This window comes from Chitinophaga skermanii, assembly GCF_003259335.1.
Classification (GTDB): Bacteria; Bacteroidota; Bacteroidia; order Chitinophagales; family Chitinophagaceae; genus Chitinophaga; species Chitinophaga skermanii.
The window spans coordinates 149,300-162,571 of the sequence record NZ_QLLL01000008.1 but is presented as its reverse complement, the minus strand read 5'-3'; the positions used below and the strand labels follow the sequence as shown (position 1 = coordinate 162,571).

At 41.8% G+C, this 13,272-nt stretch carries 9 protein-coding genes and 1 tRNA gene; 2 read left to right on the top strand and 8 right to left on the bottom strand.

The window, feature by feature from the left end:
• Positions 1 to 112: 112 nt before the first annotated feature.
• The 6 genes from LX64_RS20165 to LX64_RS20140 all read right to left on the bottom strand — a co-directional run bounded on the left by LX64_RS20165 (position 113) and on the right by LX64_RS20140 (position 9,640).
• Positions 113 to 197, bottom strand: a tRNA-Ser gene (locus LX64_RS20165).
• Positions 198 to 343: 146 nt separating this feature from the next.
• Positions 344 to 1,756, bottom strand: a complete 1,413-nt coding sequence (locus LX64_RS20160) for an efflux transporter outer membrane subunit (protein ID WP_111599504.1) — start codon at positions 1,754 to 1,756, stop codon at positions 344 to 346.
• 23 nt (positions 1,757 to 1,779) lie between these two features.
• The gene (locus tag LX64_RS20155) at positions 1,780 to 4,947 is read right to left on the bottom strand and encodes an efflux RND transporter permease subunit (protein ID WP_111599503.1); all 3,168 of its coding nucleotides are present in this window, start codon (positions 4,945 to 4,947) and stop codon (positions 1,780 to 1,782) included.
• A gap of 145 nt (positions 4,948 to 5,092) precedes the next feature.
• Positions 5,093 to 6,277: an efflux RND transporter periplasmic adaptor subunit gene (locus LX64_RS20150; RefSeq protein ID WP_111599502.1), complete on the bottom strand. Its 1,185-nt coding sequence runs from the start codon at positions 6,275 to 6,277 to the stop codon at positions 5,093 to 5,095.
• A 322-nt stretch (positions 6,278 to 6,599) separates the two neighbouring features.
• Positions 6,600 to 7,481: an AraC family transcriptional regulator gene (locus LX64_RS20145; RefSeq protein WP_111599501.1), complete on the bottom strand. Its 882-nt coding sequence runs from the start codon at positions 7,479 to 7,481 to the stop codon at positions 6,600 to 6,602.
• A gap of 44 nt (positions 7,482 to 7,525) precedes the next feature.
• Positions 7,526 to 9,640 (bottom strand): endonuclease MutS2, encoded by a 2,115-nt coding sequence (locus LX64_RS20140; protein WP_111599500.1) that lies wholly within the window; start codon positions 9,638 to 9,640, stop codon positions 7,526 to 7,528.
• A gap of 496 nt (positions 9,641 to 10,136) precedes the next feature.
• Between LX64_RS20140 and msrA the strand changes: the two genes are divergently transcribed.
• The gene (gene msrA, locus LX64_RS20135) at positions 10,137 to 10,793 is read left to right on the top strand and encodes a peptide-methionine (S)-S-oxide reductase MsrA (protein ID WP_394337184.1); all 657 of its coding nucleotides are present in this window, start codon (positions 10,137 to 10,139) and stop codon (positions 10,791 to 10,793) included.
• 86 nt (positions 10,794 to 10,879) lie between these two features.
• Here msrA and LX64_RS20130 read toward each other — a convergent pair whose 3' ends face one another.
• Both LX64_RS20130 and LX64_RS20125 read right to left on the bottom strand, forming a co-directional pair.
• Positions 10,880 to 11,065, bottom strand: a complete 186-nt coding sequence (locus tag LX64_RS20130; RefSeq protein WP_111599499.1) for a hypothetical protein — start codon at positions 11,063 to 11,065, stop codon at positions 10,880 to 10,882.
• Positions 11,066 to 11,332: 267 nt separating this feature from the next.
• Positions 11,333 to 12,274, bottom strand: a complete 942-nt coding sequence (locus tag LX64_RS20125; protein ID WP_111599632.1) for an NADP-dependent oxidoreductase — start codon at positions 12,272 to 12,274, stop codon at positions 11,333 to 11,335.
• A gap of 85 nt (positions 12,275 to 12,359) precedes the next feature.
• Between LX64_RS20125 and LX64_RS20120 the strand changes: the two genes are divergently transcribed.
• Positions 12,360 to 13,229 (top strand): AraC family transcriptional regulator, encoded by an 870-nt coding sequence (locus tag LX64_RS20120; RefSeq protein WP_111599631.1) that lies wholly within the window; start codon positions 12,360 to 12,362, stop codon positions 13,227 to 13,229.
• Positions 13,230 to 13,272 lie beyond the last annotated feature (43 nt).

Genomic DNA, 13,272 nt, shown 5'->3' with positions numbered 1-13,272 from the left:
TAATTTCTCCCTATTATATTACTCCATCACGATAATAACCACCTGTTTTACATAAGTAATGAGCACAAAAAAAGGGAGACATCAATTACTTGATATCTCCCTTTTTCTTCAGCGGAGAAAGAGGGATTCGAACCCCCGGACCTGTTACAGTCAACAGTTTTCAAGACTGCCGCAATCGACCGCTCTGCCATTTCTCCGCGGCAAAAGTAGAAAAATGAATCATTATTCAAAAAAAAATTTCATGTTTTTAGAAAAATATTTCTTGTACATAAAAAAACAACCGGCCCAAATATAGGCCGGTTGCGGTTTTTAGCGGGTATCAATCAACATAAAAAGAATTCAATTATTGTGTACCTCCACCCAAAGAGCGGTACAAATTCGCTACTGCTTGTAGTTGTTGACGGTGAATATCCGCCAAACTTAACTCTGCTTGCAAGGCATTCGACTGCGCTGTTATTACTTCTAAGTAGTTTGCCATACCACTTTTAAACAACAATTGTGCGTTGTTTACAGCAGCATGGGTAACTTGTTGTTGATCGATAGCAATCTGTTCTTGCGATTTCAGTTTATCGATACTTACAAGGTTGTTACTAACTTCGTGCACAGCTGTTAATACGCTTTGACGAAATGCAAACACTGCTTCTTCGCGTTGCGTTGTAGCAACTTCCACTTGGGTTTTTAATTGCCTGCGTTGGAAGATAGGCTGGGTAATACTTCCCGCGGCAGTAGCAAAGAGAGAACCTGGGAGTGTAAACCATTGACTAGCCTTAAAAGCATTTAAACCACCATTCGCTGTAATACTTAGCGATGGGTATAAATTAGCTTGCGCTACACCTACTTGCGCATTGGCGGCTACCAAGCGTTGTTCGGCGGCTTTCACATCGGGCCTGTATTGCAATAAAGCAGCCGGTACCCCGGTATGCAAAGCTTCCCATGGTGTAAACTCGTTGATGTCTCCAATTCTTACTACTTCTCCTGGTAATTGCGCCCCTAACAATTTGATCGCGTTCTGCTGGATGGCGATGGCTTGTTCTAACTGTGGCACCAATTTGGCCGCGGATTGTTTTTGTGATACGGCTTGTTGTACGGCTAATTCCGTTACTTCACCGCTCGTTTTTTGCAAATTCATCATTTGCACAATCGTGTCGCTGAGGGCTACGTTGCGATTGGCTATGCGTAGTTGTGCATCCAACATTAGCAAGTTAATATAACCATTCGCTACATCAGCCACCAGCGCTGTTTGTACAGCCCTCGCGCCTTCATAGGTTTGCAAGTACTGGGCAATTGCCGCCTCTTTTTGCCTGCGGATTTTGCCCCAAATGTCTGCTTCCCATGAAGCGCCAAGACTGAGATTATAATCCTCTATGTGGTTTGTTTTAAGAAAGTTTTCCAAGCTCAACCCATTCAAGCTATGTTTCGAAGGGAATGAAGTAGATCCTGTAATTTGGGCGTTAACCGAAGGAAGAAAGGCCGCTCTCGCTTGCTTTACATATGCTTCGGATGCTTCAATCCTTTGCAACGCTATCTTCAAATCCAAATTATTCGATATGGTAGAGTCGATAAGCTGTTGTAACAAAGGGTCTTGGAAAAACTGCTTCCAACTAATGGTAGCGATGCTACTATCGGTGGTTGCATTACCTGTAAACGCTGCAGGAAGCGGCGCTTCAGGTTGTTGATAGTTACGGCCAACGCGGCAAGCACTGAATGTGCTTACCAACGTCAACAGTATAATATATGGATAGAATGTATGCTTCATGTGATACCGTTTAATTGTGCATTTTACCATTTAGATTCTACGCTTTCTGCGCTACGCTTAGGTTTACCACTTACTCTTTCTTGTAAATACTGGAACAAGATGAATAACACGGGGATAAAGAATATACCCAGCAATACACCTGTTAACATACCGCCGGCTGCACCTGTACTGATAGATTTATTACCCAAAGCCGACGAACCAGATGCACGCATCAATGGTAACAAGCCCACGATAAATGCAAAGGATGTCATCAAAATCGGGCGTAAACGTAACTTAGCGGCTTCTAAGCTGGATGCTAATAATCCCATGCCCGCACGCCTTCTCTGTACCGCGTATTCCACGATCAAGATGGCATTCTTCGCCAGCAAACCAATTAACATGATCAAGCCCACTTGTACGTAAATGTTGTTATCGATACCGAATAAACGGATGAATACAAACACCCCGAATATGCCCAATGGAATAGATAAAATCACCGATAATGGTAAGATGTAACTTTCGTATTGCGCTGCTAACAAGAAGTAAACAAACACCAAGCAAAGCAAGAAGATGATGGCTGCTTGACCGCCTGCACTGATCTCCTCTTTCGTCATACCTACCCATTCGTAGCTATAACCACGTGGTAAATATTGCGCAGCTACTTCTTCCACGGCTTTAATAGCATCACCTGAGCTGTACCCTGGTTTAGGTTGACCATTAATCGTAACGGCTGTAAACAAGTTGTTACGGGTTACGGTTTCAGGACCGTATACTCTTTCTAATGACACCACTGTATTCATTGGCACCATTTGACCGGTTACGTTCTTTACGTAAATACCGTTCAACGAGCCTGGTTCTGCACGGGCGGCAGATTCACTTTGTACGATTACACGGTAATATTTACCAAACCTGTTGAAATCGCTGGCAAATGAGCTACCATAGTATACTTGCAATGTTTGTAAGATTTCGCTGATAGGAATGCCCAATTGCTTCGCCTTACGTTCATCGATCTGGATATTATATTGAGGGTTACCGTTGTTGAAGGTGGTGAAGGCAAACCCAATCTCTGGGCGCTTCATCAATTCACCAATAAAACCATTCGCTACATTACCCAGCTTATCTAATTTGCCACCAGTTCTATCTTGTAAAATCACTTCAAAACCATCCACGTTACTAAAACCGGGAACGGTTGGCATGTTGAATAAGAAGATATTCGCTTCTTTAATACCGGCTAATTGAGCTTGCATAGCACCCATTACAGCGTGCATATCCTTCAATTCGCCACGCTCTTTATATGGCTTCATTTTTACGAAACCTACAGCGTAGTTTGAACTGATTGAGTTGGTCATGATATTCATACCACTCACACTCAAATAATTATTCACAGCTTCAAAACCCTTCATGATCTTATCCACTTTACGCACCACCTCGGTAGTTCTTTGTAAAGAAGAACCTGCCGGCATGGTAACAGAATACACCACGAATCCTTGGTCTTCCGTAGGAATAAAGCCCGTTGGCGTTTTGCGTACCATTACGATGGTTACGATGGTAATGACAGCTAAAGCGCCTAACGTTAACCATTTGCGACGAACGAGGAATTGTAAACTGCGTACATATTTTGCCGACATTACATTAAATCCTGTATTGAAGGCAGAGAAGAAGCGTTTACCAAATCCTTGTTTCTTGCCATGCTCTGCTGCATGATCGCCATGCGCGTGATTATTCTTCAACAACAAGGCACACAAAGCAGGACTCAACGTCAAGGCGTTCACAGCAGAAATCAAAATCGCGATCGCTAATGTGAAGGCGAACTGCCTGTAGAATACACCTGCAGGACCTTGCATGAAACCAACCGGGATAAATACCGCGGCCATTACCAATGTAATCGAAATGATAGCACCGGAAATTTCTTGCATAGAACTAATCGTTGCATCCTTGGGCGACATATTTATCCGCTCCATCTTCGCATGCACAGCCTCAACCACTACAATCGCATCATCCACCACGATACCAATGGCCAATACCAAGGCAAACAAGGTTAATAGGTTGATCGTGAACCCAAACAGCTGCATGAAAAAGAAGGTACCGATAATTGCTACCGGCACGGCTATCGCCGGAATTAAGGTAGAACGGAAGTCTTGTAAGAAGATGAATACCACGATAAATACAAGAATAAAAGCCTCTATCAGCGTATGTTTTACCTGGTCTATCGATTCGTCCAAATATTCTTTCGTACTGTAGATGTTAAAATGCTCAACGCCTGTCGGGAACGCTTTAGAGGCTTTATCCATTAATTTATTGATAGCCACTTGGATATCGTTCGCATTCGATCCTGCTGTTTGGAAGATGGCGATACCGATACCGTGTTTATCATTTACTTGTGTACTATTACTGTAGGTGAATGAACCGAATTCCACACGTGCCACATCTTTCAAACGCAATACAGAACCGTCTGGATTGGCTTTCAAGATGATCTCTTCATATTGCTCATTCTTGTTCAATTTACCTTTATACTTGATCACATACTCGAACGACTCTTGCGAGTTTTCACCAAACCTACCCGGTGCCGCTTCAATGTTTTGTTCGCGGATAGCGCCTAATACATCTTGCGGAGAAAGGTTGTACGCAGCTAGGCGATCAGGTTTTAACCAAATACGCATGGCGTAGTCTTTCGTACCGAATACCATTGCTTGACCCACCCCTTGCACACGTTGCATTTCTGGGATGATGTTGATTTTAGCGTAGTTCTGTAAGAAGGTTTCGTCGTATGCTTTATCGGAACTGAGGAGGTTTACCACCATGATCATACTGTTCTGCTGCTTTTGGGTTGAAATACCCGCCGACACTACTTCTGCCGGTAATAAGCTCACAGCTTTTGATACACGGTTTTGTACGTTTACAGCTGCCAAATCGGGGTTTGTACCCAATTTAAAGTAAACGGTTAAGGCCATAGAACCGTCGTTATTGGATTGTGAAGTCATGTAGGTCATGTTCTCCACACCGTTCACGGCTTCTTCAATTGGCGTGGCTACTGAACGCGCTACTACTTCCGCGTTCGCACCAGGATATGATGCTGTTACTTGCACACTAGGCGGTGCAATGTCGGGGAATTGCGTAACAGGCAACGAAAATAACGACAATCCCCCTAAAAGCACGAGTATAATAGAGACTACCGTTGCTAAAACGGGCCTTTCTATAAATTTTCTTAACATGTATGAATGATTTGTCGGCAATTACAGATTACCGGTCTAATTGATGTTGATGCTGCAATTCGTATAAAGGCTGGGATATAAGATCCCCGTTTGGGCCGTTATACGAACTGTACCCATTAAAAATCTGTGTATGAAAAGAGAAAGATTATTGCATAGGCTTCGCCTTCAATAAACTGTCGAGCGATACACTTTGTGGTGTAATTTTAGCACCGTCTTGTAAACGTTCGAACCCAGCAAACACAATACGGTCGCCATTTTTCACACCGTCATTAACAAGGTAATAGTTACCACTTTTGCCGCTGATTGTAAGTGGTTTACTCGCTACTTTGTTACTGTCGCCCACAACGAATACGAATACTTTATCTTGTAATTCGTAGGTGGATTCTTGTGGTACTACAATCGTGTTCGCTTGTTGTTGCGGGATACGTACCTTACCGGTTGCACCAGAACGCAAAATACCTTGCGGGTTGGCAAACGTAGCACGGAAGCTAATCGCACCCATTGTTTTATTGAATTGACCATCTACCGATTCAATTGAACCTTGTTGTTCGTACACGCTATTATCTGCTAATAACAGGCTTACTTTAGGAAGGTGTTTCAATTTTTCGGGAATGGTGTTACCAGGTGTTTCTTCTTTGAAAGTCAAGAAATCTTTCTCACTCAACGAGAAGTAAGCATATACTTCACTTACATCAGATAATAAAGTAAGTGGGTTGATTTCACCACGACCAACCAAACTTCCTGTTTTATAAGGAATTCTACCTACATAACCGTCTACAGGGGCGGTAATATAAGTATAGCCTAAGTTGATCTGCGCATTGTGTACAATAGATTCAGCACTGGCAACGGTTGCTTTTGCTGCTTCGTAAGCAGATTGAGCACTTTTTAATTGTACTTCGCTTACTACTTTATTTTGTACCAATGGTGATAATCGAGACACTTCAATTTCAGCCTTCTCCATGTTCGCTTTTGCGGCCATGAGTGCTGCTTTTGCATTACTCAATTGTTCGATGTAAATGCGATCGTTGATTTTAAATAAAGGTTGACCTTTCTTTACGGCCGCACCTTCATCAACGAATATTTTGTCTAGCACACCATCTACTTGTGGACGGATTTCTACGTTTACTTTACCTTCTAAAGCTGCGCTATATTCGGTATAAGTATTAGCAGTAGTGCTGTTTAATTGTACAACAGGCAACGTAGGCATATCGTGCATTGGAGCGGGCCCTGCGTTGGTGTTGGCGCAACTGTTTAATATGATTGTAAGCATGCCTACATAAAGTACAGCTGCCATGGGATGTGTAAATAGACTAACGGTTCCTTTTTTCATCTTTTTATGTTTGTATACAGGTAATAGTTATCCACTCCCTTCCTGGTGCCGCTTCCGGGAAGAGTTGAGCACGCACAAAGCCCTGGCAGTGAGGATGCCTAAACTTGGGTGCACAAGCGTGAACTTAATAAGGAAATAATGATGGACTTGCTATTAATATCAAGCAAAACGTCGCAGCCGGTTTTTTGTGTGAGGAGAAAATCGGCGCTGCAAGCCCGGGCGTTTTTAAATAATTACATGGTCTTCATGTTCGTAACATTTATATCATTGCGAGGCAAAAATAGAAATACTTATAATATTCTCTATTTACATTATTGAGGGATTAATTGTACTTTTCGCGGATCGTTTTTTGGAATGTCGCCGGTGTGTAACCTGTATGCTTTTTAAAATACCGGTTAAAATACCCATCATCTTCGAAATTCAAATGCCAAGCAATCTCTTTCACACTGTGCTGTTGCCAATACAGTAGCCGTTTTGCTTCGGTAATACGCTTCGTATCGATGATGAATTTCGCATTCGTTCCTGTCACAGATTTCACCATGTCATTCAAATGTCCTGGTGTTACATGCAACATATTGGCGTAATCCGATACTTGTACTTGTTGCTTATAATTGTTATCTACCAATACCTTGAACTGGCGGAACATGTTTACTTGTGTTGTTTCAGAAGTCCAATGTTCGTCCTTGTGCTCGTCTACGCTAATTCTACCACAGGCAGTAATAAACGCACTAAGTACATTGCGTATAATCAACGATTTACGCGGCTTGTTATCACGCACCTCGCGCATCATTATGTCGGTGTACGACAATAACTCTTGCACGTGGTCGTGGCTTAATTGGATTTTATTATTACTGAACACACATTCCCAACAACTCAACATACTCTCCGACTCCGTCAACAAAAAGTCACGGGTAAAATACACCGTCACGAACTCACAATCCTCGTGAAGCTCATGCTTATGCACTTGTTCCGGGGTAATTAACAATACAGCGGGCGCCTTGATATGCTTCTTCTCAAAGTCGAGGTAAAACGTACCACTGCCTTTCAGCAATATGCCAATGCTATAACCGTCATGACGGTGCGGGGGCTCTACGTACCCCGTACCGTCTTCGGTATAAACCATTCTTTTTATAATAAATTCAGATCCCGCCGAGCAATCCTTCAAACTGATAAGAGGGATAGGTGCATTTTTTACGGTTTCCATGACATGTCAAATATTGTCGTAAAAATAGTTAATCGAGCAAGCAATTACGCATTTTCTTTTTCCTTTGGTTTCTCTTTCACCACCACCAAATCACTCATTTTCACATTCATTGGCATTGTACCTACTTGTACAATACCACGTTTATCGCGTATTTCGACTAACTTCCCTACGGTGTTATTACTTTTAATTTTTACTTGGTCGCCAATTTTACAATCGGTGCCCACTTCGAGGAACTTATCTTGTACTTTCTTCTCAAACTTATCGTTAATTGCTTTTTCCTTACGTTTGAAAAGAAGGGCCTCAGCTTGTTTCATTACCTTTTGCTTATCGTCTGTCCGTTTCCACTCTACCAAGATCTGCTTCATTTTGCGTTCCATGTCTTTGAAATACTGAATTTCTTCTTCACGGATTTTATTTTGCAATTTGAGCAAGGTTACTTGTTGATGCTTGCGTTCTTTATCACTTAAGATTTCAAACTCGCGCTTCAACTTTTCGTTCTCACGTAAGAGCTTTTGTAGCTCTCTCTCCTTCTGTTCTACCTTTTGAAGATCTTGTTCAGCTTTATTCAACAGTTTATCCAACTTAAAGTGACCATCGTCAACAAGTTTTTTGGCACGGTTGATCAACGCCGGGTTCAACCCAATTCGCTGGGCAATCGAGAAGGTATACGAGCTACCTGGTTTGCCTACGATCAACTTATACATCGGCAACAAATTCTCCTCATCAAATCCCATGGCACCGTTGATAATACCTTTTACCTTGTTGGCCATGATTTTTAGGTTGAGATAGTGCGTGGTAACAATACCAAAAGCATGTTTACGCGCTAATTCCTCCATAATCACCTCGGCAAAAGCACCACCCAAGTTTGGATCGGAACCGCTACCTAACTCGTCAATAAAGAACAACGTTTTACCGTTGGCGTTCTCCATGAAATGCTTCATGTTCTTTAAATGCGAACTATAGGTACTTAATTCAAACTCCAACGACTGTGTATCACCAATATGGATCATCAAGTTCTTGAAGATGCCTAATTGTGATGTAGGGTGTACCGGTACTAATAAACCCGCTTGTAACATCAATTGGATGAGCCCCACGGTTTTAAGCGTAACTGTTTTCCCCCCGGCATTCGGTCCACTGATAACGAGAATATGTCCATCCTTATCGAGCGTTACGTTAACCGGTATTGTTGGTTTATTGTTCTTACGATTGTATAACAACAGTAGCGGGTGATACGCTTCCACAAGGTGTACTTGCGGATGTGGCATCAACATGGGGTAATTACCGTTAATATCGAGCGCCAATTTAGCTTTAGCGCGGATAAAGTCGTAAGTACCCATTACTGCGTAGTAATGTTCGAGCAAATCTTTGTACTTGGATAATTGGTGAGTAAGCGTGCGCAAGATTTTTTGCACTTCTTTCGCTTCTTCATGTTCCAACCCGAATACTTCGTTGTTGAGCTCGATGGTTTCTTCTGGTTCGAGGAAGGCGGTACGACGGGTATCGGATTCGCCATGTAAAATACCTTTCACCATACGTTTATGTTCAGCGAAAATCGCCACTACGCGGCGACCGCTAAGGAAAGCTTCTTCGATATCGGCGAGGTAGCCTTGCTTATTGAGGCGTTGTAAGATACGTTCAAAAGCGCGGCGTACTTCGTTGCGTTTGCGGTACAAGTTCATCCGGATTTTGGCCAGCTCAGGAGTGGCATTATCGCGAACTTGCCCCGCTTCATCGAGTACTTCTTCGATTAAGAGGGCGATTTTCTTTTCATAATAGGTGTTATTCAATACTTCGGCCAGGCCGGCGTATTGGATTCTTCTTTCTGAATCGAAAAAGCGCGTAATGGAGTGCATACTTTCAGCGAGTTTCTTCAAGTTCATGAATTGCTCGCCGGTGAGAATGGCGCCTTGAATACCGAGTAAACGCAGCTCGGATTTGATATTGATCACGAAGTCGTTCGGAAAATACTCCTGTAACAGCGTGAGTTGTTTATATTCATGCGCTTGTTGGAGCGCTGTTTTAACGTAATCTAAGTGCGTGTGCAAACGTAATTCGGCAGCCATTTGTTTACCAAGCTCAGTTTTACAATGATCTTGGAGCAGCTGTTGTACCTTATCAAATTCCAATTGCACCAACGCCGAATCGGGAAAATATTTCAATGATTTAAAATTTAAAATTGCAGGTAAATGGGCATAAAAGGTGATATAAAGTTTTTATACCCCTATTGATAAAAATTATAGGAAGTCGAGAAAAAACGATTGTTTCTTCTATGAAATGCTTAACAAGCAGCAGTGTTTACGGGTGTTTTCATCAAATTGCCATTAAAAAGAGTCATAAAATTAATGCACCGTGATTAATTTATACAGCAGTGAAGGCAAATCATTTGGCAATATCTTTACCTATTATCCCCTATTTTCACCAGCATTAAATGGGGAGACCACCGCAGTAGCGATGCTGAGTTTTGGATACCTATAGCCGCTTAGGTATTTTGTAAGGTGCAAAATTAAGCAACTGAATGTATTATTCTATTGTTTTATTTTGAAGAAAGAAGACAGATAAAGGAATGTTAAAGTTGAAATTTGCCCAAACCCAATATGGTAGCCATTCCGTAACTTACTATGAAAGAAAAAATTAATTATCATTTAAATGTAAAGTATGCAGATAATGAGTAGCAAGCATTTCGTATTGAGCTGTTTCGCCTTCATTTTCACCCTCAGCGCTTGCGCACAGCAAAATAAAGATAAAGTACCAGCCGATATGTCAATTTCTAAAAATACACATACCGCCGTAGCCACCTTCGGGAACGGCTGTTTCTGGTGTACAGAAGCTATTTTCCAAGGATTAGAAGGGGTTTTGAAGGTTGAATCCGGCTATTCTGGCGGCACGGTAAAGAATCCAACCTACGAGGAAGTAAGTACCGGTACCACCGGGCACGCAGAGGTGATCAATATCACCTACGACCCAGCGAAGATTTCTTACGAAACATTGCTGGAGGCATTCTGGGAAAGTCATGACCCCACTACGCTTAACCGCCAAGGGAATGATGTAGGCCCACAATACCGCAGTGTTATCTTCTACCACGATAACGATCAAAAGGAAAAGGCCGAGTTTTACAAAAAGAAATTAGACCAATCCGGGGCGTATGACAACCCCATCGTAACAGCGATTGAACCATTTAAGGCGTTTTATGTAGCGGAGAACTACCACCAGGATTATTACAATAAAAACGGCTCAGCCCCCTATTGTTATTATGTAATTAAACCCAAACTGGAGAAATTCAGGAAAGTGTTTAAAGATAAATTGAAGCAGTAATTAACGACTGCCTAGGGTAAACAAAAAGCGCCCACTTGGTATTTTGCAATACCTAGTGGGCGCTTTAATATAATGCTGTTAATAAGTTATTGACTCCATTTGTAAATGAGTGTCAACAAAAAATAGGCTACCGCCGTAATCCCCATCACGTAGCCAATAAAGCCAATGGTGAGTACCTTTTCTGTCGACATCCAACTATTCAAATCAGCAAAATATGCTAGCACTGCCAGTGCCACGCCTAAAATACCTGTTATTAATGCAATTTTCTTCATAAGTAGGATTCGATATAGGTTTAACGTCTATGATTAAAACTTTGTTACAACTTTGTAACACCCAGGATGTCACTTTGTTACCTTTTCCACATATATTTTTAAATATATTTACAAAAACCTGTTTATTAATAGCAAACAATCAACAACATTCTAGTATTTAAGAAAGTTTCTGTTATAAAAGTTCTGCTATATTATATACGTAAAAAACAAAAAACCGGTTTAAACACGAAGTAAAAACCGGTTATAGCTATTATGATATAAAAATTACTACAGGTTGATCACAATCTTACCTTTCGTTTTGCCTGATTCTATTTGCTGGTGAGCCTCTACTATATCATCGAAGCCAAAAACTTTCGATACATGGGGCTTCAGCTTTCCTTCTTTCAACCATGTTGCAATTGATTGCATATCGGCACCGTTGGATTGTACCATAAAGAAATATGCTTTAACGCCACGTTCTTTCGCAAGGGCAATATGCTCTTCCGGTAAACCACGGGGAATTTGTATGATGGAACCGCCGGGTTTTACTAGGTCTAATGATGTAAGGAAATTGTCGCCACCAATGGCATCTAATACCAAATCAAATTCACCTTTATGGTGGGCCAAATTGTTCCCGGTATAATCGATGTATTCATCAGCACCCAAGGATAAAATGAAGTCTTTATTTGCTGGCGAACCTGTGCCTGCTACATAGGCTCCTAATTGGTGGGCGATTTGAACAGCAAAATGACCTACGCCGCCAGCGGCTGCATGGATCAGCACGCGTTGACCAGCTTGTAGTTTTTCATGTGTTACCAAACCTTGCCAGGCTGTTAATGCCGCCAAGGTTGCGGCCGCGGCTTCTTCGTAGGTGATATTGGCCGGTTTTAATGCGATATGTGCGGCAGGTGCAATTACATATTCTGCATAAGCATTACCACGGCCAGGGAAATTGACCATGCCGAATACTTCATCGCCCACTTTGAAGGCAGTTACACCTGGCGCCACTTCCGAGACAATACCCGCTACATCCCAACCGAGGATCATTAACTGGCTTGGATCGAACGCCGACGCAGCGCCTTTCCCTGTTCTAGTTTTAGCATCTACCGGGTTTATACTAAGTGATTTAACCGCTATACGTAATTCACCATCTTTAAGAGGTAAAACCGGTATATCTGTGTATTGGAAATTATCAGTTGAGCCGAATTGTGTTAATTGAATTGCTTTCATGGTGTAAAAATTTATAACACAAAATTGTACTGATTTTTGAATTACATTCTTGTATAACTTTGCGTTAATTAAGTACATATTGGCTATGTTGATAGAAAATTTATACCAACCGTATGAAATCGAGGTGGTGGATTGTATTACCTGCCTTAAACCAGTTCACCAGCATACTTTTTTTGAAATAGTATGTGTTTTGGAAGGAACTGGTCAACAATCGATTAACGACAATCACTTCGATTATAACAAAGGGCACTTATTCCTGTTAACCCCGCAAGACGTGCATTCATTTAATATATACACCCCAACCAAGCTGTTCTTCTTACGCTTTAACGATGTGTATATTAAGAGTCAACTAAACCCTGCTGCCGCCAACGACTTTATGAAACGGTTGGAGTTTATACTTTATAATGGCAAACGCACCCCGGGCTGCATCCTTTCCCATAAAAGCGACCGGCTGCTGGTGTACACCTTGGTAGAAAGCGTGGTACGAGAGATGGCACAAAAGCCTTTGCACCACGAGGCTATTACGGCACAATTAGTGAATATGATTATAGCCATTGTGGCGAGGAATGTGAGTGTAAGTTTGAATGGTGATACGCAGGTGGTAACGAACGAAGCGCATGCATTGGATATTATTCAATATGTGCAGGAGCATATTTACGAGCCGGCAAAATTACGCGCGGCACCTTTATCTAAGCATTTTGGGATTTCGATTCACTATTTAGGCCGGTATTTCAAAAAACATACGGGGCAGAATCTGCAACAATATATAACACAGTATAAGTTAAAGTTAGTAGAAACTCGCTTAAAACACAGCGATTTACGTGTGAATGAAATCGCTTTCGAATTGAATTTTACCGATGAAAGTCACCTCAACAGGATCTTCAAAAAGTACAAAGGTATGAGCCCTACGGAATACCGTAAATCGCGCAGGGAAGTGCAATTGGCCATTGCCTAGTACATATAAAAATTAACACGAAAAAGTGATGTAAATGTTTGGT